Annotated in this window: 22 protein-coding genes and 1 pseudogene; 14 read left to right on the top strand and 9 right to left on the bottom strand. The window is 58.1% G+C overall.

Going from position 1 to position 21,996, the window contains the following annotated elements; translation table 11 throughout:
- The first annotated feature begins 4 nt into the window (after nucleotides 1–4).
- From urtD to DC522_RS23325, 12 genes are all read left to right on the top strand, one after another.
- Nucleotides 5–757, top strand: a complete 753-nt coding sequence (gene urtD, locus DC522_RS23380) for an urea ABC transporter ATP-binding protein UrtD (protein WP_116531017.1) — start codon at nucleotides 5–7, stop codon at nucleotides 755–757.
- A gap of 2 nt (nucleotides 758–759) precedes the next feature.
- The gene (gene urtE, locus DC522_RS23375; protein WP_116531030.1) at nucleotides 760–1,455 is read left to right on the top strand and encodes an urea ABC transporter ATP-binding subunit UrtE; all 696 of its coding nucleotides are present in this window, start codon (nucleotides 760–762) and stop codon (nucleotides 1,453–1,455) included.
- Nucleotides 1,430–2,284, top strand: coding sequence for an urease accessory protein UreD (locus DC522_RS23370; protein ID WP_116531016.1), 855 nt, complete (start codon nucleotides 1,430–1,432; stop codon nucleotides 2,282–2,284). Before urtE ends, DC522_RS23370 begins: the two co-directional genes overlap by 26 nt.
- Nucleotides 2,285–2,293: 9 nt before the next feature.
- Nucleotides 2,294–2,914, top strand: a complete 621-nt coding sequence (locus DC522_RS23365; protein WP_116531015.1) for an urease subunit gamma — start codon at nucleotides 2,294–2,296, stop codon at nucleotides 2,912–2,914.
- The gene (ureC, locus tag DC522_RS23360; protein ID WP_116531014.1) at nucleotides 2,914–4,641 is read left to right on the top strand and encodes an urease subunit alpha; all 1,728 of its coding nucleotides are present in this window, start codon (nucleotides 2,914–2,916) and stop codon (nucleotides 4,639–4,641) included. Before DC522_RS23365 ends, ureC begins: the two co-directional genes overlap by 1 nt.
- 1 nt (nucleotide 4,642) lies before the next feature.
- Complete coding sequence (locus DC522_RS23355) at nucleotides 4,643–5,128, top strand: urease accessory protein UreE (RefSeq protein WP_116531013.1); 486 nt, start codon at nucleotides 4,643–4,645, stop codon at nucleotides 5,126–5,128.
- Complete coding sequence (locus DC522_RS23350) at nucleotides 5,121–5,822, top strand: urease accessory protein UreF (protein ID WP_116531012.1); 702 nt, start codon at nucleotides 5,121–5,123, stop codon at nucleotides 5,820–5,822. Before DC522_RS23355 ends, DC522_RS23350 begins: the two co-directional genes overlap by 8 nt.
- Nucleotides 5,819–6,442 (top strand): urease accessory protein UreG, encoded by a 624-nt coding sequence (gene ureG, locus DC522_RS23345; RefSeq protein WP_116531011.1) that lies wholly within the window; start codon nucleotides 5,819–5,821, stop codon nucleotides 6,440–6,442. The genes DC522_RS23350 and ureG overlap by 4 nt, the downstream gene beginning before the upstream one ends.
- A 16-nt stretch (nucleotides 6,443–6,458) precedes the next feature.
- Nucleotides 6,459–7,031: a HupE/UreJ family protein gene (locus tag DC522_RS23340; RefSeq protein ID WP_116531010.1), complete on the top strand. Its 573-nt coding sequence runs from the start codon at nucleotides 6,459–6,461 to the stop codon at nucleotides 7,029–7,031.
- A 534-nt stretch (nucleotides 7,032–7,565) separates the two neighbouring features.
- A complete protein-coding gene (locus DC522_RS23335; protein ID WP_116531009.1) occupies nucleotides 7,566–8,297 on the top strand; it encodes a response regulator transcription factor in 732 nt (243 codons plus the stop codon).
- A gap of 62 nt (nucleotides 8,298–8,359) precedes the next feature.
- On the top strand, nucleotides 8,360–10,996 hold the full coding sequence (locus DC522_RS23330) for a hybrid sensor histidine kinase/response regulator (protein WP_165820273.1): 2,637 nt from the start codon (nucleotides 8,360–8,362) through the stop codon (nucleotides 10,994–10,996).
- 143 nt (nucleotides 10,997–11,139) lie between these two features.
- Nucleotides 11,140–12,489, top strand: a complete 1,350-nt coding sequence (locus tag DC522_RS23325) for a pilus assembly protein TadG-related protein (protein WP_165820272.1) — start codon at nucleotides 11,140–11,142, stop codon at nucleotides 12,487–12,489.
- A 219-nt stretch (nucleotides 12,490–12,708) separates the two neighbouring features.
- Here DC522_RS23325 and DC522_RS23320 read toward each other — a convergent pair whose 3' ends face one another.
- The 3 genes from DC522_RS23320 to DC522_RS23310 are packed head-to-tail and all read right to left on the bottom strand — an operon-like array spanning nucleotide 12,709 to nucleotide 16,190.
- Nucleotides 12,709–13,674 carry a type II secretion system F family protein gene (locus DC522_RS23320; RefSeq protein ID WP_116531006.1) on the bottom strand — a complete coding sequence of 322 codons (966 nt, stop codon included), beginning with the start codon at nucleotides 13,672–13,674 and terminating at the stop codon, nucleotides 12,709–12,711.
- An 8-nt stretch (nucleotides 13,675–13,682) separates the two neighbouring features.
- On the bottom strand, nucleotides 13,683–14,678 hold the full coding sequence (locus DC522_RS23315; protein ID WP_116531005.1) for a type II secretion system F family protein: 996 nt from the start codon (nucleotides 14,676–14,678) through the stop codon (nucleotides 13,683–13,685).
- Between the two features lie 12 nt (nucleotides 14,679–14,690).
- Nucleotides 14,691–16,190, bottom strand: coding sequence for a CpaF family protein (locus DC522_RS23310; RefSeq protein WP_371680303.1), 1,500 nt, complete (start codon nucleotides 16,188–16,190; stop codon nucleotides 14,691–14,693).
- A 215-nt stretch (nucleotides 16,191–16,405) separates the two neighbouring features.
- Between DC522_RS23310 and DC522_RS23305 the strand changes: the two genes are divergently transcribed.
- Nucleotides 16,406–16,864 (top strand): pilus assembly protein N-terminal domain-containing protein, encoded by a 459-nt coding sequence (locus DC522_RS23305; protein ID WP_165820271.1) that lies wholly within the window; start codon nucleotides 16,406–16,408, stop codon nucleotides 16,862–16,864.
- A 61-nt stretch (nucleotides 16,865–16,925) separates the two neighbouring features.
- On the opposite strand, the gene DC522_RS23300 is transcribed toward DC522_RS23305, so the two are convergent.
- The 6 genes from DC522_RS23300 to DC522_RS23275 all read right to left on the bottom strand — a co-directional run bounded on the left by DC522_RS23300 (nucleotide 16,926) and on the right by DC522_RS23275 (nucleotide 20,907).
- A complete protein-coding gene (locus tag DC522_RS23300; RefSeq protein WP_165820270.1) occupies nucleotides 16,926–17,288 on the bottom strand; it encodes a TadE/TadG family type IV pilus assembly protein in 363 nt (120 codons plus the stop codon).
- Nucleotides 17,289–17,338: 50 nt separating this feature from the next.
- The gene (locus DC522_RS23295; protein ID WP_116531028.1) at nucleotides 17,339–17,860 is read right to left on the bottom strand and encodes a TadE/TadG family type IV pilus assembly protein; all 522 of its coding nucleotides are present in this window, start codon (nucleotides 17,858–17,860) and stop codon (nucleotides 17,339–17,341) included.
- Nucleotides 17,861–17,901: 41 nt separating this feature from the next.
- Nucleotides 17,902–19,245, bottom strand: coding sequence for an AAA family ATPase (locus DC522_RS23290; protein WP_245444442.1), 1,344 nt, complete (start codon nucleotides 19,243–19,245; stop codon nucleotides 17,902–17,904).
- Nucleotides 19,246–19,277: 32 nt separating this feature from the next.
- Complete coding sequence (cpaB, locus tag DC522_RS23285; RefSeq protein ID WP_116531002.1) at nucleotides 19,278–20,039, bottom strand: Flp pilus assembly protein CpaB; 762 nt, start codon at nucleotides 20,037–20,039, stop codon at nucleotides 19,278–19,280.
- A 61-nt stretch (nucleotides 20,040–20,100) separates the two neighbouring features.
- A complete protein-coding gene (locus DC522_RS23280; RefSeq protein ID WP_116531001.1) occupies nucleotides 20,101–20,616 on the bottom strand; it encodes a prepilin peptidase in 516 nt (171 codons plus the stop codon).
- Nucleotides 20,617–20,727: 111 nt separating this feature from the next.
- Complete coding sequence (locus tag DC522_RS23275) at nucleotides 20,728–20,907, bottom strand: Flp family type IVb pilin (protein WP_116531000.1); 180 nt, start codon at nucleotides 20,905–20,907, stop codon at nucleotides 20,728–20,730.
- 480 nt (nucleotides 20,908–21,387) lie between these two features.
- Here DC522_RS23275 and DC522_RS23270 point away from each other — a divergent pair.
- A pseudogene (locus tag DC522_RS23270) lies at nucleotides 21,388–21,996 on the top strand (IS701 family transposase); the annotation flags it as partial.

Genomic DNA, 21,996 nt, shown 5'->3' with positions numbered 1-21,996 from the left:
CACCATGAACGCCCCCGTCACGCCGACCCTTCTTTATCTCGACAACGTCACTGTCTCCTTCGACGGCTTTCGGGCGTTGAATTCACTCTCGCTCGTCATCGACCATGCGGAGATGCGCGCCATCATCGGCCCCAATGGGGCGGGAAAGACGACGATGATGGATGTGATCACGGGAAAGACCAGACCCAACCAAGGAACCGCGCTCTTCGAAGGATCTCATGATCTGACGGCGCTGGACGAGGCAGCCATCGCTGACCTCGGCATCGGCCGTAAGTTCCAGACGCCGACCGTGTTCGAGATGCATTCTGTCGAGGACAATCTTCTTCTCGCACTCAAAGACAAGCGCGGGCCTTTCTCGACCCTGTTCTCACGACGCACAGCGCAGGAGCGGGAGAGAATTGATGCACTTCTCGAACGCATTCGCCTGACCGCCCACCGCCATCGCAAGGCAGGTGAGTTGTCTCATGGCCAGAAGCAGTGGCTCGAGATTGGGATGCTGCTCGCGCAGGAGCCTAAACTCCTGCTGATCGACGAGCCTGCGGCCGGCATGACCGACCAGGAGACCGCCGATACAGCCGAACTCCTGCGCGACATTGCCAAGACAAAAGCGGTCGTTGTGGTAGAGCACGACATGACCTTCGTGCGCGATCTTGATGTCAAGGTCACGTGTCTTCACGAGGGCTCGGTTCTCGCAGAAGGCTCGCTTGATGCGGTCAGCTCAAATGAGCGCGTGGTTGAGGTGTATCTGGGCCGATGACGATGCTTTCGGTTGAAAATCTGTCCTTATACTACGGCGCGGCTCAGGCCCTGCGCGGGGTGTCCGTCAACGCTGCTTTGGGTGAGGTCACCTGCATTCTTGGTCGTAACGGTGTAGGAAAGACATCTCTTCTGCGGGCTATTGCAGGTCATCGGCCGATCTCCGACGGGACGATCCGCCTCGACGGTAAGGATATCGCGCGTCTGCAGCCGTTTGAGCGCGCGGCCTTAGGCATTGCCTATGTTCCACAAGGGAGAGAGATTTTCCCACTGCTAACGGTTCGAGAGAACCTGGAAACGGGCTTTGCGCCGTTGAGGCGCTCGGAACGTCGGATCCCTGATGAGGTGTTTGAGCTGTTCCCTGTTCTCAAGTCGATGTTGCATCGAAGGGGCGGGGATCTCTCTGGCGGCCAGCAGCAACAACTCGCCATTGGCAGAGCGCTCGTGACACGGCCCCGGCTTCTCGTGCTCGATGAGCCAACGGAGGGAATTCAGCCGTCCATCATCAAGGACATCGGGCGGGCGATTGCCTATCTGCGTGGGCGGAAGGACATGGCCATTCTGCTGGTCGAGCAGTATTTCGATTTTGCGCGCGACTTGGCGGACCGCTTCGTGGTCATGGAACGTGGTGAGATCGTCCAGAGGGGAGATCGCAACGCGCTTGAGGGCGACGATGTACGTCAACGTTTGGCCATTTGACGACGCTTCGCAGTCGACCGCTCCTCAGCGTCAGCGCGCCATCGGACGTGTCGCATTCAGTGTGGCGGATCTGAATGGATCCACGCGCCCGATGCGTATTGAGGAAAGCGGTTCCATGCGCCTCAGGATACCGAGGGGTGAGGGAGCCGGTCTCGACGCCGTTCTCGTGAACACCGCAGGCGGCATCGCTTGTGGCGACCGTTTCACTGTTGATATTGAGGCGCGGACCGGAGCGGCTGTCACGATAGCGTCACCGGCAGCGGAGAAGGTTTACCGCTCTGACGGACCTGTCTCGGAGCTAGCCGTATCGCTGAATGTGCATTCTCGAGCGCGTCTCGATTGGCTCCCGCAGGAGACCCTTCTGTTCGATGAAGCACGCCTAGCCCGCCGGCTCGATGCAACAATCGAGGAGGATGCGCGCCTGACCTTGTTCGAGGCGGTTGTGTTCGGGCGTGAAGCGCGTGCCGAGCATATCGCCAATGGTCTATTCGAAGATCGCTGGCGTATCCGCCGCGGACCGCGTCTGGTTTACGCCGATACGTTACGGTTGGATGGACCTATCGCGGATCTGCTGAAAAGGCCGAGTGTCGGCAATGGGGCTCGTGCTTTCGCAACCTTGCTTCATGTGTCGCCCGGGGCCGAGGCGCGTCTCGACTTCGCTCGCGAACATCTTGTTTCCGGGAATGGCTGTGAGGCGGCAGCCAGCGCCTGGAACGGGCTGCTGGCCGTGCGGTTCTGCGCCATGAGCATCGCAGCGCTGCGCGCTGCCGCCATCCCATTTCTCTTCGCATTTCGCGGTGAACCTCTGCCGCGTGTCTGGCTCAGCTAGGATACCCTCATGCAACTCACACCGCGTGAAAAAGACAAGCTCCTCATCGCAATGGCCGCCATGGTCGCGCGCCGGCGCCTCGAGCGCGGCGTCAAACTCAACCATCCAGAAGCCGTCGCGCTTATTACGGATACGGTGGTGGAGGGGGCCCGTGATGGAAAATCCGTTGCGGAGCTGATGGAAGCAGGCGCCCATGTCATCACCGCCGATCAGGTCATGGAAGGCGTCTCTGAGATGATCCATGACGTGCAGGTCGAAGCCACATTCCCGGATGGAACGAAGCTCGTCACCGTTCATCATCCCATCCGCGGGGCCGCCTCGTTGGATGTGCCGGGCGAGGTGAAGGCCCAAGCTGGTGAGATCATGTTCAATGAAGGTGCCGAACGTATTGCACTGACCGTCGCCAATACGGGTGATCGGCCCATCCAGGTCGGCAGTCACTATCATTTCTATGAAACGAATCCGGCTCTGTCTTTTGACCGCGAGAAAACACGCGGCATGCGTCTCGATATCGCGCCGGGCACGGCGGTGCGCTTCGAGCCTGGAGCAACACGTGAGGTGGTGCTGGTGCCGCTTTCCGGCAAACGCGAGGTCTATGGCTTCCGCCAAAGCGTGATGGGAGCGCTCTGATGTCGAGTACGAGAAAGCCTTCCTCTCTCCCACGCGCGGCTTATGCGGATATGTTCGGCCCAACCAAGGGGGATCGGATCCGTCTTGCTGATACCTCCCTCATGATTGAGGTGGAAAAGGATTTCAGCATTTATGGTGAGGAGGTGAAGTTCGGCGGCGGCAAAGTCATCCGTGACGGGATGGGGCAGTCGCAGACGACACGGGCTGCGGGAGCAGTCGATACGGTCATCACCAATGCAGTGATCCTTGATCACTGGGGCGTGGTGAAGGCCGATATCGGTATCAAGGATGGACGTATTGCGGCTATCGGCAAGGCTGGCAATCCAGATGTGCAACCGAATGTCGGTATCATTATCGGGCCAGGCACGGAGATCATTGCTGGCGAGGGCAAGATCATCACGGCGGGCGGCTTCGATTCCCATATCCACTTCATCTGCCCGCAGCAGATCGAAGAGGCGCTCATGTCGGGCGTCACCACGATGCTCGGCGGCGGCACGGGGCCGGCGACAGGCACATTCGCCACCACTTGTACGCCCGGTCCATGGCATATCGCGCGCATGATCGAGGCGGCAGATGCTTTCCCGATGAACTTGGCTTTCACCGGTAAGGGCAACGCCTCGCAGCCTGGCGCTTTGGAGGAAATGATCCGGGCCGGCGCCTGCGCTCTCAAGCTGCACGAGGATTGGGGTACCACGCCTGCCGCCATCGATTGCTGCCTCTCGGTAGCCGATGCCTACGACGTGCAGGTGATGATCCACACGGATACCCTGAATGAATCGGGCTTCGTCGAAGATACGATTGCTGCCTTCAAGGGGCGTACGATCCATGCCTTCCACACGGAAGGTGCAGGCGGTGGACACGCTCCGGACATCATCAAGGTGGCGGGATTGCCCAACGTGTTGCCGTCATCCACCAACCCGACGCGGCCCTACACGGTGAACACCATCGACGAGCATCTCGACATGCTCATGGTTTGCCACCACCTCTCGCCCTCGATTCCAGAGGATTTGGCCTTTGCCGAGAGTCGTATCCGGAAAGAGACCATCGCGGCGGAGGATATTCTTCACGATATCGGGGCGCTTTCCATGATGTCCTCCGACAGCCAGGCCATGGGCCGTGTCGGTGAGGTCATCATCCGCACCTGGCAAACGGCTCACAAGATGAAGATGCAAAGAGGAAAGCTGCCAAGTGAAACAGGCGACAACGATAATCTTCGCGCGCGCCGCTATATCGCCAAATATACGATCAATCCGGCGATTGCGCATGGCGTCTCCAATCACATCGGCTCGGTGGAAGTCGGAAAGCTCGCCGATCTCGTGGTCTGGACACCCGCCTTTTTCGGCGTGAAGCCCGATCTCGTGCTGAAAGGAGGGGCAATTGCGGCTGCGCTCATGGGAGATCCCAATGCTTCGATCCCGACCCCGCAGCCGGTCCATTACCGGCCCATGTTCGGGGCTTATGGCCGGGCGCTCGCCACGACCTCGCTGACCTTCGTGTCAAAGGCGGCCGTCGAGAACGGGCTGGCTTCAAAGCTGGGCGTCCAGAAGCCGCTTGTGGCGGTCGAGAATGTTCGCGGCGGCATCGGCAAGAAAGACATGGTGCTCAACGACGCCACGCCCGTGATCGAGGTCGATCCCGAAACCTACGACGTCCGTGCCGACGGCGAATTGCTGGTCTGCGAGCCCGCAAAGGTTCTCCCCATGGCTCAACGCTACTTCCTGTTCTGACATGATCCACGCCACATCCATCATTCGCCGCGAGAACGTTGACGTCGACCGCATCGTCGACGTGATCACCCTCGACCACGGGGATCGCCATCGACGGCGCATTGTGCTGAATGCCGATGGCGGCACCACGTTTCTACTCGATCTTGCCAAGGCAGACGTGCTGGAGGACGGCGATGCCATCTGCCTGGACACAGGCTGGCTCGTGGAGGTGAGGGCGGCACCCGAACGCCTTGTCGAGATCAGGGCTGAAGATCCTGTCGAACTCCTGACACTGGCATGGCACATCGGAAACCGGCATGTGCCCGCGGAGATCACTCGGGCCGCGATCTATATCGGCTATGATCATGTGCTGATCGACATGTTGCGCGGTCTTGGAGCTCAGATCGATATCGTCGAGCGTCCCTTCCGCCCCGTTCGTGGCGCTTATCATCACCACCACGGCGATCATTCGGAGAGCCATCATCACCATGAACATGCTCATGGATAATCGCATTCCGCTTCAGATGACGGATCATGAGGCAATGGCGATCCTGCCGCTCTTTGCCTGGCTGTCGCCGTCCTATCCCGTTGGCTGTTATGCCTATTCCCATACTCTGGAATGGGCAGTGGAAGCAGGGGACGTCACGAACGATGAGACGCTCGTTGCCTGGCTCACGGATCTGCTGACATTTGGGTTCGGCTGCAATGATGCCATTCTGCTCGCTCATGCGTATCGTGCTGTTAGGGCAGGCGATGCCGCTGCTCTCGATGAGGTCAATGAACTCGCGCTTGCTCTCTCGCCCTCCACCGAGCTCCATCTTGAGACGAGCCAGCAGGGGAGAAGCTTTCTGGATGCAACGCTATCAGCTTGGCCTTCTCCTTTATTGATGCCGCTTGAAGGAGATGTTGCTTTTCCCATCGCTGTCGGCATGGCAGCGGCAGCTCATGAAATCCCTTTATCGACTGCCGCTGCAGCTTATCTCTTCGGACTGGTTCAGACCCTCGTTTCCGCCGCGATACGCCTTGCGCCGATTGGCCAGACGGCGGGTATTCGTGTCTGTGCATCGTTGTCCGCCACTGTCCTGGATGTGGCGTGCCAGGCCCTTGATCTGTCGCTCGATGATATCGGCAGTGCAACCTTCCGTGCTGATCTCGGCTCCTTCCATCACGAAAATCAATATACGAGGCTCTTCCGCTCATGATTTCTCACACGGGACCCCTTCGCGTCGGCATCGGTGGGCCGGTCGGCTCCGGCAAGACGGCTTTGATGGAAGCGCTCTGCAAGACTTTCCGCGAGCGCTACGATATCTGCGCTATCACTAACGACATCTATACCAAGGAAGATGCGCGACTTCTGACGGTCGCAGGCGCTCTACCGGTCGAACGCATCATGGGTGTCGAAACGGGCGGCTGCCCGCATACGGCCATTCGCGAGGATGCATCCATCAACCTGGCGGCCATTGCCACGATGCGAAAGCGTTTTCCGGCTCTCGATATCGTGCTGGTGGAGTCCGGTGGCGATAACCTCGCCGCGACCTTCTCGCCGGAGCTCGCCGATCTTACGATCTATGTGATCGATGTTGCGGGTGGGGAGAAGATCCCGCGCAAAGGCGGTCCCGGCATCACCCGTTCCGACCTGCTCGTCGTCAACAAGATCGATCTGGCACCCTTCGTCGGTGCAGATCTCTCGATCATGGAGGAGGACACGAAGCGCATGCGCGGCCAGCGTCCTTATGTGTTCAGCAATATCCGTGAAGGCGTCGGGGTCGATGCCATCGCGAAGTTCATCGAGCAAGGCGGTGGTCTGGCCGCGGCTGCGTGAGAAGAGGGGAAGATCGATGAGACCAGTGCGTTCAATTCTTGCCATCACCATCATAGCCATCACCACGCCATCACTGGCCCATACAGAACAGCATCATTTTTCCGGCTTCGCAGCCGGCTTGAGCCATCCGTTCGCAGGGTTGGATCACGTATTGGCAATGGTCAGTGTCGGCCTGTTGGCAGCCTTAACCGGTGGCAGAGCGGCCTGGGCTATGCCTGCAGGTTTCATCGCCATGATGCTCATGGGTGGAGCGATGGGAATGATGGAAATGAACATTCCTGCTGTAGAGGCTGGCATTGCAGCCTCTATCACTATTCTTGGGGCACTTATTGCGTGGGGGCACTCCTGGCATCCGGCTGCAGCGACGGCGCTTGCGGGCTCCTTTGCTCTCTTCCACGGCTATGCGCATGGCATTGAGATTCCCGAAGGAAGCGGCGTTCTCTCTTATGGCGTTGGCTTTGCTCTTGCGAGCCTTGCCTTGCACCTTCTTGGCCTTGCTATGGGCGCTGGCCTAGCGAGGCAAAGTCCGGCATCGCGCATTTCGGGCGTGGCCGTCACTTTGGCAGGCCTGTGGGTTGCCTTCGGATGACCATCGCCGCGCGGTCTGAAGAACGCGCGGCTTCTTTTAGTTGAGAAAATTTTGCGTTTATGCAGGCTGAGTTACAGGGAGTGCACTTATTCTCCTGCTATTTGGCCGCTTTCACCGCTTCCGCGGTGTTCATTCTTGCTTTCCTGCAAGTTCTATATGCGCTTCCTCATATGTAATAGCGCTGCTTGATGTGTCAGTATCCCGGATAAACTTATAATCTCAGGGAGTTCCCTAATTTCCTGTCTATATGCATCTGTTGCTCCTACCCGCAGAACGAAGACAAGTGCTACTCACGCCAACTCCGCAACTTATGAATGTAATTACGTAACCAGACAGCCTAGTGCCTCAAAGTCTTCTGCGGGAGGCGCAGAAATCCTCAAGAAACAGCATTGTCGTTGCTTTGATACTTTAGAACAAAATACGAGGCTGTTTTTCAGTTAAGAGTGCGGCAAGTTGAACCGTGTAGATAATAAAAATTGACTTTCTGTCCTATCCTTGTCGATCAGACATGTGCTTTGAAGGGGGAGAATAATAATGGGGGCGCCTGCGCGCGTCGGCCTTATTGCCGATGATGATGCGTATTTCCGGATGGCCGTGAGTGCAATTCTCAATCGGCAGTTCGGTTTCTCAGAGATCATCGAGGCAGGCTCTTTGGATGAGGCCTTGGAGCGACTGGGCGAGTATCCGAACATTGGCGTGGCGCTGTTCGACCTTTCCATGCCGGGTATGAGGACGCCCACAAACCTGCGCACGGTCCGAGAATGCTTTCCTGATACGCGGGTCGCGGTCATTTCGGCATCCAGCAATCGCCGCAATATCCTCCTGGCTCTTGAGGCAGGAGTGCATGGCTATATGCTCAAGAGCCTGAGCATTACGGATCTTGCTGCTGCACTTCAGACCATCTTCGATGGGGGGATCTATGTTCCTCCCTGTCTGGCGGATATTTCCGGGGCGCCTGTGGAAACGACCGAAGGTGAACCGCAGAGAGTTGCAGAAAAGACGGGGCCACCAGCACCCGAGCCCGTACCGGAGCATGCTGAGCCTGTCAGCCCTCTGACGCCGCGCCAGCAAGACGTGCTCGATCTTCTGGTGCAGGGCAAGACCAACAAGGAGATCGCCTTGGCTCTCGGCCTCGGGGAGGGAACGGTCAAGATCCATATGGCGGCGATCTTTCGCTATTTCGGCGTGAACAACCGTGCCGCGGCGGCTGTTGCCGGCGCGCGCCCCTATCCGAACCGCCGTCGTAGCCTGATGAGCGGCATGTAATTCAATAGCGGCATGTAATTCAATAGAAGTGCGTCGCGATGGGGCTCGGCTACAAGGTCAGAATGATACGAGCAGGGACCAAACTGCTCCGCCTGCATCGGGATAGCCTTCTCTGGCGCTTCTTGCTGATTGGTGTCGCGGCTCTGGCACCATTGACCGCCGCTCTCGTCCAGTTCGCAGGCGATGAGCGAAAGCTCGCGATGAAGGCCACGCGGGAACGCGCTGAGATTCTCATCTCCTACGCCATTGATAGCCAGAGCCATATCATCAGCGAGGCGAAAACCGCTTTGGGTTTCATGAGCGAGGCAGAGGCGCTCCAATCCGACAGGGGGAGGTGTGAAGCAACCCTGCAACGGCATCTGAGCATGTATCGATGGATGAGCGCAGTTCGCGTCTCAGATCCAAGCGGAAGTGAGATCTGCGGCATCCCTGCCGGTGCCAAGGCTCGAAACATCGCAAAACGTGAATTCTTTCGCCGTGTCTCGAATGGAGAACGGTTTGCGCTGAGTGAACTCGTCGTAGACTCGGCGAGCGGCAACCTCAACATGACTGCGGCAGTGCCGATCCTTCAGAACGGGCAGATTACGGGCGTGATCTCTGCCGATATCAGGCCGGGCCTGCTGGATGAGCATTCTCTGACCCGGTTCGACCCTGGTCTCGATATCAACATGCTGGTGATCGACCGAAACGGCACGCTTGTCGCTCATTATCCTTCCAGGAAGGAACTCGTTGGCAAGAACCTTCAGGGCCACGCCGTCGTGCAGAAGGCTCTTGCGGCCCCACAAGGCAATGCGGAGGCGGCGGACCTTATGGGAGCCTCCCGGCTCTTTGTATTTCGAACTCTGCCGGATACCGAGGCGATACTCGCGATCGGTTTGAACAGAGCATCCGTGATTGGCCCCATTGATGAGACATTGCGTTACAGGATTTTCCTGGTCATCGTGATCGTCAGTGGCTCGCTCCTCCTCGGCATGCTCGGTGTCGAAGGGCTGATCCTGCGACCATTGCGGAATCTGGTTCAGACGGCAGAGGCACTCGAGCACGGAAAATTCAATGTGCGCTCACCGTATAAAGGGGCAGGTGAGGTTCGCATTCTTGAGCGCGCCTTCAACAGGATGGCCCAAGCCGTTGCAGAACGAGAGAAAGAGCTGCTGGCCGCCAAGGATGTTGCCGAGAAAGCTCTCGGCCAAGCCAATATCGCCAGCCAAGCAAAGACAAACTTCTTGGCTTCGATGAGCCATGAGATTCGCACACCTTTGAACGGCATCATCGGGTACACGGAACAGCTGCTCGATGAGAAGCTCAATGCCAAGCAGAAGCGTTGCGCGGACCTCATCCAGGTGTCAGCTTCTGCCCTGCTGACGGTTGCAAACGACATTCTCGATTTTTCCAGCATCGAAGCCGATCAGATCAAGTTGCAGATTGAGCCGTTCCCGCTCGTCTCCCTCGTCGACAACACGGTTTCGATTGTCAGCAGCGGCGCAGGCAAGAAAGGCGTGCCAATCCGGACCGAGTGGGATCCGAGCATTCCAAAGATGGTTCTAGGCGATGAGGCGCGCCTGCGTCAGGTTCTGCTGAATCTCCTCAACAATGCTGTGAAGTTCACCCGCGAAGGGCACATCACGACGCGCTTGGAAAGCAAAGGGACTTCTGAGGTTGGGGATGTGATCCGCGTTTCCGTAATCGACACCGGCATCGGTATCGCGCCGGAGCAACACAATCGTCTTTTCAAGCGCTTTTCTCAAGGCGACTCGTCCATTCGCCGTGAGTTCGGTGGCACGGGCCTAGGACTTGCCATTTCCAAGCGGTTGGTCGAATTGATGGGCGGCCAGATCGGCGTGGAGAGCGAGCAGGGCAAGGGCTCAACCTTCTGGATCGAGTTGGCCTTGCCTCGGGCTGACTCGGAACTCCCACTCTCGGCGGAAGCTGGTTTGCCTATGGCCGCGAAACCTGCCCGTATCCTCATTGTCGAGGATGTGGATATAAACCGGGAGCTGGTGCAGATCCTGCTCGAGGCCGCGGGCCACATCATCGACGCCGTCTCCAATGGGGAGGAGGCAGTCGCAGCTGTCCGGGCCACGTCCTATGATCTGGTGCTGATGGATATCCAGATGCCGGGAATGGACGGAATTACTGCTATCCGTGAGATCCGCAGCCTTGGCCATCCCTCCAGTCAGGCTTTCGTTGTGGCCATGACGGCAAATGTCCTACCGCAGCAGGTCCGTGACTTCATCGACGCCGGTTTCAACGATCATATCGGCAAGCCTCTTCGGCGCGACGATCTTTTCCGAAAAATGAGGGAATGGCTTCCCGATACCACAGGCGAGGCGCCGCCCCATTCGGATGCGCGATCCGGAGGGATGAACGTTTTTCAGGAAAGACATTTTGCCGATTTCAAGAACACGATTGGCGCAGATCGGGTCCTTCAATGGCTCGTGCGCCTCGATGAGCAGTTGGCGGCAACCTTCGCCAGCGACGACTTCATGACGGCAGACCGTCGCCGCATCGCCAGGACAGCCCATGCCATTACGTCCCAAGCGGCCCTCCTGGGTTTCTCGGATCTCGCTGAGCTTTGCACTGTTCTCGAGCGGGAGTGCGGATCAAATAACGACATTTCCGTACCTCTGAAGAATGTGTGCCATGCCGCCCGAATGGCGCGGGACGTGATCGCCGGAATGACCTCTCCGCAGCCGGCATAGCGCAATCGGCCTAGGCCATTCAGGGGAATGGAGCCGGTCTTCGAAATGAGTCAGAGTTTAATATCCTAGGCTTGAGTGGGGTGCTTCCGGGCGCCCCCTCGGAGAGCAGAAGAATGACCCAAACCCATCGGCCGCAACTTCGGATGTCGGGCGTTCTGTCTCGTGTGAGCAAGTTCTGGAAGAATGAAGGCGGGGCAACAGCCGTCGCAGTGGGCCTCATGTCTCCCGTCGTTATCGGCGGAATGGCTTTGGGAGGGGAGACAGGATACTGGTACTATACTCAACGCAAACTCCAGCATGCTGCCGACGTCGCTGCTCATGCGGCAGGCGTCCGCAAGCGAGCTGGGGAAAGCGGAGTGCCGCTTCGAGCAGCGGCCACTCAAGTGGCCGCCGCGTCGGGCTTTCTGCCCGTGATGACGGATGCCGATCCTGACCCCGCCATTACACAACCAATCGCCACCAACCTAACCATCAACAATCCACCACAGACCGGGAGCTTCGTCGGCAATACCAAGGCGGTCGAAGTTGTCCTCTCGGAGACCAAGCCGCGCCTTCTGTCATCAATCTTCTCTAACGAGGCTGTCGAGATCAAAGCACGCGCTGTTGTAAGGCTCGATGGAGGCTCTCCTGCATGTGTCGTGGCACTGTCTGAGACGAAGCCGAAAGCCGTTGAGGTCTCCGGTAATACCAGTGTGACTCTCAACGATTGCAGCATCGCTGCCAATTCGGTGCAGCCCGATGCCTACTATATGCCGAATTCCACGGCAGATCTCACGGCAGATTGCATCAGCACAGTCGGTGGCTCTTCCATCAAAGATCCATCAAGTGGGCTATTGGAACTGAAGGTTTGCGAGAGCGTGCAGGAGAACGCGCCCCCAGTCGCGGATCCCTATGCCGACGTTCCCGAGCCGGTCACTACAGGCTGTGATGAAGCCAACAAAGTTGTATCAGGTTCTGTCGAGACGGAGCGCACGGATCCCATCTACGGTCCAATAAAGATCTTCTGCTCGGGTATCGAGGTTGAAGCAAACACGACCGCCGAATTCAAATCCGGTCTTTATGTCATCACTAGTGGAGAGTTGAAGGTCAACAACAATGCTACATTGAAGGCGACTGGAGCGACTTTCTTCTTTGCCAACAATACGACAGCTTCAATATCAGGTTCAGCAGTCCTCGATCTGACTGCGCCAACGACCGGAATGTTCGCAGGCCTCGTATTCTACGGTGCGAGCTGTGAGGATGCTCCGACGGAATGTGGGGAGGTGTTCAAGATAACGGGCAACTCGTCCACCACCAGCATCAAAGGAGCCATCTATCTGCCCGGGTCGACGATCGAGTTTCTTGGAGGTACAAATGCATCGTCGAGCTGCCTTCAGATCATTGCCGATAAAGTGACCTTCACGGGCAATTCAGAGATCGAAATGGGAGCGGCGTGCGCGGGAACCGGGACAAAGACCGTCCTTATTGGGGAAGTTGTTAAGCTCGTCGAATAAGACTGGGCGAGGTTTACTCAGGTCTCCAAGAGTGCTCTTTACGAAGCTGAACCAGCGTCGAATTCGCTAAAGCATCGGGCGAGAAAAGTGGAATCCACTTTTGGGTCCGATACTCCCTTCTAGAGAGAGCGCGTCGTTGAAAGCGGAACCGGATGTCCGCGTCAGCGACCCGAAGGGCCACGTCAGTGAAAACCGGGGCCACATTTTAAGCACGATGCCCTAGATGCTCATGATCTTGATCACGGCAGGTGTGATGATGACTGCGAAGAGAACGGGCAGGAAGAACAGGATCATCGGAACGGTGAGCTTGGGCGGAAGCGCTGCGGCTTTCTTCTCGGCCTCGCTCATGCGCATGTCTCGGTTCTCCTGCGCCAGAACCCTTAAGGATTGAGCAAGCGGGGTGCCGTATTTCTCCGACTGGATCAGGCTTGTCACGACGCCCTTGACACCGTCGAGGCCGGTGCGCTCGGCCAGGTTCTCGTAGGCCTTTCGGCGGTCCTGAAGATACGACAGCTCTGCCGTCGTCAGGCTGAGCTCTTCAGCAAGCTCGACACACTGGGAGCCGATCTCCTCCGATACCTTCCGCAAGGCGCTCTCGATACTCATGCCGCACTCGACGCAGATCAGGAGAAGATCCATCGCGTCGGGCCAGGACTTGCGGATCGCTTCTTGCCGCTTTGTAATCTTGTTCTTCACGTAAAGCTGAGGAGCAAAGTAGCCGAACCAGGCAGAGGCGACCGCAATACCCAGCTTGACGAAGAGCGGGTGCTGCAGACGGAGCATAACGAAGACATAAAAGATGGCGACGAGGAACATCACCAGAGGCGCAATCGCCCGGACAGCCAGAAACGTGATGACGGGACTCTGTCCACGATAGCCTGCCATCCGCAGCTTCTGGCTAAGGTCTCCATCCTCCATGCGTGTTTCGAGGTCGAGCCAGTCCACAATCGCCTTGAATAGCTTCTTCGGTTCGCTCCGCAGAGACGGCTGCTTGCTCTTGGCATTCAGGCGGGCGCGCTCTCGCAGGCGAATGCGCTCACGTTCACTGGCGACTTGCGCCATTCGGGTGTTGAGTTCGTCACGAGCGAAGTAGGGCCACGACAGGACAAGAATCGCGCCGCAGACCGAAACTGCTGACGAGAAAGCAATGATGAGATCGGTATTCGTGAAGATAGCTCCGAGCATCGTATGCCTCAGAAGTCAAAGTTGATCATCTTGCGCATGACGAGAATGCCGATCATCATCCAGAAGCCGGATGCCGCAAGCGTCAAATGCCCTGTGGTGGTGGTAAAGAGAAGGCCGATATACTCAGGCGAACTCAGATAGATGAGAACGGCGACAACCACGGGCAGGCTGCCGATAATGCCCGCCGAGGCCTTGGCCTCGGAACTGACGGCCTTGATCTTTGCTTTCATCTTCTTGCGCTCACGCAGCACCTTCGAGAGGTTCGCAAGAGCCTCTGAGAGGCTGCCGCCCGTCCTGCTTTGCAGGGCAATGACAATGGCAAAGAAACTCGCCTCCGGAAGAGGGATACGTTCAGCAAATTTCTGGACGGCCTCGTCCATCGGCACGCCGAGGGTCTGGTCCTCTAAGATCACACGGAATTCGCTTCTGACAGGCTCCTGCGCCTCCAGGGAGATGATCCTCAGGCAATCCACCAGCGGCAATCCGGCTTTGACGCCTCGGACGATCACATCGACAGCATTCGGGAACTCCTCAGAGAATTTCTTGAAGCGGTTGCTCCTCTTACTGCTCACGTAGAGGTAGGGAAGAAGAAGTCCTCCCGCTATGCCGAAACCGATGGAAGGGATGACGCCGACACCAAAGACAGCCAGAGACATCAGGAAAGAGACGGCACCAGCTATGAGGCAGATCACATTATATGTTCTGAGACTCCAGCTCAGGCCTGCCTGACGCATGCGGGCTGTCAAGGTGAGCTTGGATGTCCTCTTGATCTTTTGCTTGTTTTCCAGTTCGCGCAGGGTAGCCTCAACAGCCTTTCTTCTCTTGGACTCGTCATTCCCTGCGACACGGCTGGCCACCGGCCCTGTTGCGGCAATGGCTGCGAAGCGCTTGTAGCTCTCGGAGCGGCGCTCGATGTAGGAATAGAACAAGGCAATCACGATGCCGCCCGCGCAGAAGGTGACGAGCAGGGCAATGTAGACGGGAATGAGCTCTTGCGTCAGCATGCTGGCAGCTCGTTATGTGCTGGATTTCTCGGCGGCGTCAAGGGCAGCTGCGAGGCGCTTTTCCTCTCCATAGTAGCGAGCACGATCCCAGAAGCGTGGGCGACCGACACCCGTCGAGCGATGTTGTCCGATGATGTTTCCTTTCGCATCTTCGCCGAGGATTTCATAAGTGAAGAGATCCTGGGTGATGATGACATCGCCTTCGAGGCCGAGGACCTCGGTGATATGCGTAATGCGACGCGAGCCATCGCGCAGACGGGCGGCCTGAACAATGACGTCGACAGAAGAAACGATCATCTCACGGATCGTCTTTGACGGCAGGCTGAATCCGCCCATCGTGATCATGGACTCGATACGGGACACCGCCTCTCGAGGGGAGTTGGCGTGAAGGGTTCCCATGGATCCATCGTGGCCCGTATTCATAGCCTGAAGAAGATCGAATGCCTCGGAGCCGCGGACCTCGCCGACGATGATGCGCTCCGGGCGCATGCGCAGACAGTTCTTCACGAGATCGCGCATGGTGATCTGTCCCTCGCCTTCGATATTCGGCGGGCGTGTTTCCAGGCGCACAACGTGGGGCTGCTGCAATTGAAGCTCGGCGGCGTCCTCGCAGGTCACGATGCGCTCGCCAGGCTCGATATAGCGGGTGAGGCAGTTCAGCAGTGTCGTTTTGCCGGAGCCGGTACCTCCGGAAACGATCACGTTGCAGCGGACACGTCCGATGATCTCGAGGATCTGCGCGCCTTCCGGGGTGATCGAGCCGAATTTGACGAGCTGATCAAGGGTGAGCTTGTCTTTCTTGAATTTGCGGATCGTGAGGGTCGGCCCATCGATGGCGAGCGGTGGAGCGATCACGTTGACGCGTGAGCCATCCGGGAGGCGCGCGTCACAGATGGGGCTGGATTCATCGACACGGCGTCCAACCTGGCTGACGATGCGCTGACAGATATGCAGGAGCTGTGCATTGTCACGGAACTGGATATCCGTCTTTTGAACCTTGCCACCTACCTCGATGTAAACTGTGTCTGCGCCGTTGACCATGATGTCGGCAATGTCGTCCCGAGCCAGAAGAGGTTCGAGAGGGCCATAACCCAGAACGTCATTGCAGATGTCTTGAAGGAGTTCGTCCTGCTCGGCAATCGACATCACGAGCTTCTTGGCCGTCACGATGTCCTTGACGATCTCACCGATCGCCTCGCGTGCCTCCCCGAGCTCCATCCTGCCCAGTTGGGCAACATCGATGGCTTCGATCAGCGCCGTAAAAACCTGGGCTTTCAGGCCATAATACTCGTCAGTCCTTCGGCTGCCTTGCGAACGCGCCGCTGATCCCTCCGACAGATTTTGGGCAGGTGAAACTGTTGCGGATGAGGTGCGAGAGGGTGGCTCAGTCGGACGGGCCGGTTTCGATGCGCCAGGGGGCATGACCTGGATCGGCCTATCGGTCTGCAATCCGGGCGGAAGGGCATGGGGCTGTTTGATGCCCTCGTTCTGCAAACTTCTCCTGCCGAACATGCTACAAGCCCCGCTTTGTATCTCGGCTCTCCGACCTGCCCATCAGGTTGATTGCCACAATTCATTAATGTTTATTAGAACCTAGCTGCCGTGAGGGTCTATTCAGCCTCATGGTCTAGGACCAGCCGAGACAGGCCCTCGGCCAAATGGCCTAATTGCTCCTCTGGTGCAGGAAATGGTTTGAAAGAAGGATGCCAGACGACCGGACATTCCTCATGCAACGCCGTTCTCTTAAATTCATCGGTGCGGTTCTCCTGTTGGGGATCTCTTTCTTTTCACAACAGGGCTGGGGAGATGAGGCGGTCGTCCAAGCGCCTTCGGGCTCATCTATCGCTCGCCTCAAGGTCACTCGGGATCAGACAACTCTTCCGATCGTTCTGGATTTCGCCAAGATCCTGACCTTCGATCAGCCCGCACGGACGATCATCATCGGCAACCCAGGAATCGTCGATGGCACCTTGAGCGATGAAACCACCATCGTGCTCACAGGTAAGGCGGTGGGGGCTACGAATATGATCGTTCTGGGGGAGAGCGGACGGGAGATCGCCAATTTGCGCGTGAACGTGTCCACCAGCCTGCGACAGATGACCACGGTCGATCATGGTGGCGTGCAGCAGACTTATTCCTGCATCGATACCTGCCGGTCGATCGGAAAAGCGGCCTCTGCAAAATAAGGGACGATCCGCCTCTCCAAACCGAAGCCCGACCATCCCGATCCAAGCCTAGGCCTATTGCTCACGATGCTTTCGGGAGGCGGCGGGTTAGTGACATAGTAACTTTGTCACTCACGAAAGCAGGCACGACTGGCCTGAAGATCACATCGGCTTTTACGGATCGGAAATCCGTATCCTCAACGACCGTGACCTTCGGGATCTCATCCGGATACTGACTCGGGTCTGTGATCACGAATTTCGGGAAATCTTTCATGATCTCCGCAATCAGCTGCTCATTGCTCGCGTTGAAGACCAGGCTTTTTCGGGCAGCCCTATCCATGGCGTTCGACACCTTATTGTAGAGATAGAACGCGCGGCCAAAGTCGATGGCGATCAAGGATCCCGCAATCAGGAGCAAGCCGATGAAAGCGAATTCGACGGCCACGGATCCATTCTCGCAGGAGCCCAGACGTCTGAAGGTGCGGGCGATCCTTCTCATCGAACCTGTACCCTGATCTGAGGTTCGAATGGGAGATCCGGCAGGAGCATGTTCGAGGACCTGCTCTTGGCCCAGATCGAGTAGAAGGCGAGGGTCGGCTTAGAGCCTGTACATATTGTCGAACACGCGACGGGAGGGGCCTCGATTGCATCGGGGCATGCGCAATAGCGAGAGGCACCGACGATAAGGGGCGGCTTCTCTTTCACCGGAATTGTGCTGCCAACAGCAAAGTTTCCCGAAGCTGCCATGATGTTGAGGACCTTTACGACCTCCTCGGCGGCAGGACTTGCGGATTTATCCAGCATGGCTTGCTGAGCGCCGGCTCTCAGGACTTGATCGATCGCCATGCGTTGATGAGCGAGAAATGCCAAGTCCGCGACAAAAACGGAACCGAGCAGGATGGCCGGCGCAAGAAGCGCGAACTCAAGCGCCGAGACGCCAGACTGATCGCTCAGAAACCTGGTGGATGCAGTCCTGGGCCGACAAAGCCCCAGTGCCGAGAGGGTTCTCCCAATCATCGTGAGTGGCGCAAGATCCCGTTGCACGGCCGTGACCTCGCTTACTTCCTCACTGAGCCGGAGCCGCGCTTCATCGTGCCGAACAGAGATCCCAGGCTGAGAGCCTTCTTCTGCGAGCGCTTCGCATCCTTTCGACCCGTCAGGATATCAGCGATCTCCCCAAAGGATTTGGGCGCTGCTCCCTTGCCAGAGACTTCGGCGATCATCTGTCCCTTGTTTGCGGCCGTTCCAAACAGCTGTGCTTCGAAACCTATGCAGGCAATCGGCTCAAGCTGAATGGCTTTGGCAAATTCTTTAGGCTTGATCTCGGGCCTCTTCGGCATGCCGACTTGGTTCAGAACCAGCTTGGGCGGAGGATCATGAGGGCGCGCCTGCCGCAGAACAGTGATCATGTTCTTCGCATTGCGCAGGTTAGCGAGATCCGGCACGGCCGTGATGACGATCTCATCCGCGGCGACCAGCACATTCCTGGCCCAGGAGGTCCACATATGCGGCATATCCAGAACCGTGAAGGGAATGCTCGATTGCGCAACGTCGATCAGAGGCTCGAGCGCGCTCTCGTGGAGGTCATAGGCCTTCTCAAGGTCCGTCGGAGCGGAAAGGAGACTCAAATGATCACCGCACTTGGCCAGAAGACGGTCCAGAAGCACCTCGTCGAGGCGGCCCGTGTCCTGGAGCACTTCCGAGATACCCGGCCCGCCATCAAGATTGAAATCGAGGCTGGCAGTTCCGAAGGGGAGATCCAGATCGGCGATTATCACGTCAGAGCTGAGCTGACGGGCAATCGTCCAAGCGACATTGTGTGCGAGGGTCGACGAGCCGACACCGCCCTTGGCGCCGATGAAGGCATAGGTCTGGCCGAGCTTGCTTGATCTGTTCTCGCCATAGACGCCGGAAATCGATGCAATCAGCGAGACAGGATCCACCGGCGCGAGGAGATATTCGCTGATGCCCCGCTTGATGAGCTCACGGTAGAACACGATGTCGTTGGCATGGCCAATCGCCATGACGCGTGTTCCTGGATCGCACACTTCGGCAAGACGGTCGAGATCGGCAAGATAAACATTTCGGGCCGATCGGCTCTCAACGATGACGAGGTTAGGAGTTGATGTCTGGCGATAATGCTCGATGGCAGCCCCTAAGCCGCCCATGCGCACATTGACCCGTGTGCGTGACATCAAACGATCACGGGCTGCATTCTCGATGACGCTAGCCACATCCGAGCTGTCGCAGAATGCATCGATGTTGACGCGTGGGATACGCACGGCTTCGCGAGTGCGAGCGATGTCCTCCAAAGTGTCCGTTGACGGTGCGGTCTGGTCAAGACCCTGCCGTGTCGCAGTGCGGGGAAGGTCGTCTGCCATGTCGAAAGTCATGTCCGTCATCTGAAAGAGCGATCCTGTCGCAGGTCCGCGTGCTAGAACTTCACAACTTCGCTTTGGCCCGCCCGCAGGATCCGCACGGACACGCTCTCCTGACGAAGCAAAGGTTCGTCGTCGTTGTCGGCAGCCGAACGAAGCGAAAGAGAGAGAATGCCCGACGCCTGGGCTGCCGCGATGGCTTCGGCCTGAGATGGGCTGAGCTCAAGAGTCGCCGTTTTGCCGACAGCGACAGGCTGTCCTTTGGCTTCCTCGATCTTCTGGTCGACAGCCAGCACACGGATATTGGTGAGGATCGTGCGGCTGAGATTGTCGGTTTGACCCTGTCCGGGACGCGCGACGGTCTGGATCACGTCCACACGGTCATTGGGCAGGATGAACCCACCGGCCGTGCTCTCCACCGAGATCCGGATGGCGACTGCGCGTTTGCCCGGTGCGAGGATTGAGGCGAGCAGGCTCGCGTTGCGGGAGAGCTTCTCTTCGCGGATCGGCTCCCCGGGGACGAACTGGCTACGCACCATGATGCCAGTCAGAATTTTGATGGCCTCCGGCTGCGCAGAGCGGGTGATGAAGCCGGGGCTGACCGCATCGGCAGGCCAGGGCTGCCAGCGAAGGCTTTTATCGTTCAGATACTGTCCCTGACCCAGCTCTGCCGATGCAACCAGAACATCGATCATCGCGACCTGGGGAGCCGGTGCAGGAGCCGTCGTGACGGCGACACCTGGTCTCATCGATAATGCAAGCCAACCGGCAAGGCTGCCGGCCGCGATAGCGATGACGAGAATGGCAATTCGCAACATGATCAAAGGCCCCGTCGAACGTGAGAAGGTGCTTTCAGGCCTGCCATGGTGATGATCCGTCTCATGACAGCACCGTCAGCCAAGGCGTATTCGGAAACATGAAAAGAGCGGCTGCTGCGATAGCAATTCCATAGGGAACGCCAGACTCTCGCGAGTGAAGCTGAACGATCCAGGGTACGCGCGTGCAGAAAGCCGGGAGCGGCAATGAACGAAATTTCAGGAGGAGCAGGCTCAGCACACCGCCAAAGATGGCAATGTAAAGGACATAAGGCAGGGCCTGCTCTGCACCGAGCCACAGCACCATCACCGCGATGAGCTTGGCATCGCCGCCGCCGATCCATCCCAGGCCGAAGAAAACAAACATGCCGGCCAGGACGGCTAATGCAACCGCTGCACTCCACCCGATCTGCACGGGTCCGAAGCCGGCAAGCGGTGCCAAGGCTGCATAGATGGCGAGAAGAAAAAGAACCAGCTCATTACGGATCTTCATCGTGGCCAGATCCATGAGGCCCGCCCAGATCGTCCCTGCAGCGAAGCAGATGCTTGCGGTGAGCGCTGCTACTGCGGAGATCGTCATCGCTGCTCCTCGAACATCTGTGACGTAATAGGCTTAAAGGGTCCAAAGAAAGGAACGGAGGGGATGCCCCCTCCGCCGTGCTCCAAGAATGGGCGTCGCTTCTTGCTGAGCTTACGGATTGTTTGCGGCCGCGAGCTTGCTCTGGATTGTATTGAAGGTCGTGGTCAGTTCAGTGCCGACCGAAGTGACTGCGAAAATGATAACGACTGCGATCAGGGCCGCGATGAGGCCGTATTCGATAGCGGTAGCGCCGGACTCGTTCTTCAGGAAGCGCGAAACGAGAGACTTCATAGTTTTTGTTCCTCGGTTTAGTACACTGGTCTGTCACATGCTTGATGCGACCCCCCACAAGCCCTCGCGGCTGTGTTAAAGGTATTTAAAGAACTTTTTCGTAGGCAGGTCTATTCAGCCTGATGGCCTAGAGCTTCCACGAGCCTGAGTTCGGCCAAATGGCCTAGCGATGAGAGCCGTTACTTCAGGATGGAAGAAAAGATCTTTTGGAGTTCCGTTAGCAGCGCGTCATCGGAGCTAGCGAGAGCAAGCAGGTGCCAGTGAGGTCTTTCTCGCGCATTTTTGTCGCGCGCTCCATTCATCCAAATGGTCTAGCACTACTTTGGCAGGTTTGAGGAGCTGGATGAGCTCTGGCGACTTCTCTGGCTGAGGGATCTCAGTTGGAGGCCAGCCATGAGCACCTCAGTGCCCTGGGAGCATGAACTTCGGTCCTGGCTTGAACCCTTCCTCGCCCATCTTCATCATCCGGCGCGCCGGCGCATGGGCCCGCTCTATGTGGTGGGTCTGATCGGGCCCGGCGAGCGCAAGAGCCTGCAGCCTAGGGCGGCTCGAGTCGCGCCTGCTGATTACGATCAACTCCATCACTTCTGGCGGTCGGCCCCTGGAACGAGACGCCGCTGAAAGCCGAACTCCTGGCCCAGGCCAACCGGCTCGTGGGTGGACCCGACGCCATCCTGGTGATCGACGACACGGCGCTGCCGAAGATGGGCTCGCATTCCGTGGGCGTGGCCTCGCAGTAGGCGGGAGCGGTGGGCAAGAAGGCCACCTGTCAGGCATTGGTGTCGCTGGCGCTTGCCAAGGATGAGGTGCCGATCCCGATCAGCTTGCGTCTGTTTCTGCCCGAGACCTGGACCAACGATCCGCAGCGCCTGCAGCACGCGGGTGTGCCCGAGGGGGGTGGACAGCACGCGCCAAGCCCGAGATTGCTCTGGCGGAGCTGCGGCGGGTCATGCAAGCGGGGGTGAGCTTTGGGGCGGTTCTGGCCGATGCCGGCTACGGCATCAGCGCGCCTTTCCGCCAAGCGCTCTCGGCTCTCGGGTTGCTCTGGGCCGTCGGAACGGTTCGCATCCAGAAGGTCTATCCGCCCGA

The sequence above is a fragment of the Microvirga sp. KLBC 81 genome (genome assembly GCF_003075415.1).
Taxonomy (GTDB): Bacteria; Pseudomonadota; Alphaproteobacteria; order Rhizobiales; family Beijerinckiaceae; genus Microvirga.
The sequence above is the reverse complement of the archived record's forward strand: the minus strand, read 5'-3'. Positions and strand labels throughout refer to the sequence as shown.

Excerpts from the sequence above, each read along its gene's own strand:
- DC522_RS23325 (WP_165820272.1), top strand. The coding sequence starts at position 11,140 with ATGTCGGGCGTTCTGTCTCGTGTGAGCAAGTTCTGGAAGAATGAAGGC.
- DC522_RS23320 (WP_116531006.1), bottom strand. The coding sequence starts at position 13,674 with ATGCTCGGAGCTATCTTCACGAATACCGATCTCATCATTGCTTTCTCG.
- DC522_RS23365 (WP_116531015.1), top strand. The coding sequence starts at position 2,294 with ATGCAACTCACACCGCGTGAAAAAGACAAGCTCCTCATCGCAATGGCC.
- ureC (WP_116531014.1), top strand. The coding sequence starts at position 2,914 with ATGTCGAGTACGAGAAAGCCTTCCTCTCTCCCACGCGCGGCTTATGCG.
- DC522_RS23310 (WP_371680303.1), bottom strand. The coding sequence starts at position 16,190 with ATGTTCGGCAGGAGAAGTTTGCAGAACGAGGGCATCAAACAGCCCCAT.
- DC522_RS23340 (WP_116531010.1), top strand. The coding sequence starts at position 6,459 with ATGAGACCAGTGCGTTCAATTCTTGCCATCACCATCATAGCCATCACC.
- DC522_RS23370 (WP_116531016.1), top strand. The coding sequence starts at position 1,430 with ATGTACGTCAACGTTTGGCCATTTGACGACGCTTCGCAGTCGACCGCT.
- DC522_RS23315 (WP_116531005.1), bottom strand. The coding sequence starts at position 14,678 with ATGCTGACGCAAGAGCTCATTCCCGTCTACATTGCCCTGCTCGTCACC.
- DC522_RS23330 (WP_165820273.1), top strand. The coding sequence starts at position 8,360 with ATGATACGAGCAGGGACCAAACTGCTCCGCCTGCATCGGGATAGCCTT.
- DC522_RS23295 (WP_116531028.1), bottom strand. The coding sequence starts at position 17,860 with ATGATTGGGAGAACCCTCTCGGCACTGGGGCTTTGTCGGCCCAGGACT.
- ureG (WP_116531011.1), top strand. The coding sequence starts at position 5,819 with ATGATTTCTCACACGGGACCCCTTCGCGTCGGCATCGGTGGGCCGGTC.
- cpaB (WP_116531002.1), bottom strand. The coding sequence starts at position 20,039 with ATGTTGCGAATTGCCATTCTCGTCATCGCTATCGCGGCCGGCAGCCTT.
- DC522_RS23280 (WP_116531001.1), bottom strand. The coding sequence starts at position 20,616 with ATGACGATCTCCGCAGTAGCAGCGCTCACCGCAAGCATCTGCTTCGCT.
- DC522_RS23350 (WP_116531012.1), top strand. The coding sequence starts at position 5,121 with ATGGATAATCGCATTCCGCTTCAGATGACGGATCATGAGGCAATGGCG.
- DC522_RS23275 (WP_116531000.1), bottom strand. The coding sequence starts at position 20,907 with ATGAAGTCTCTCGTTTCGCGCTTCCTGAAGAACGAGTCCGGCGCTACC.
- DC522_RS23335 (WP_116531009.1), top strand. The coding sequence starts at position 7,566 with ATGGGGGCGCCTGCGCGCGTCGGCCTTATTGCCGATGATGATGCGTAT.
- urtE (WP_116531030.1), top strand. The coding sequence starts at position 760 with ATGCTTTCGGTTGAAAATCTGTCCTTATACTACGGCGCGGCTCAGGCC.
- DC522_RS23305 (WP_165820271.1), top strand. The coding sequence starts at position 16,406 with ATGCAACGCCGTTCTCTTAAATTCATCGGTGCGGTTCTCCTGTTGGGG.
- DC522_RS23290 (WP_245444442.1), bottom strand. The coding sequence starts at position 19,245 with ATGACGGACATGACTTTCGACATGGCAGACGACCTTCCCCGCACTGCG.
- urtD (WP_116531017.1), top strand. The coding sequence starts at position 5 with ATGAACGCCCCCGTCACGCCGACCCTTCTTTATCTCGACAACGTCACT.
- DC522_RS23355 (WP_116531013.1), top strand. The coding sequence starts at position 4,643 with ATGATCCACGCCACATCCATCATTCGCCGCGAGAACGTTGACGTCGAC.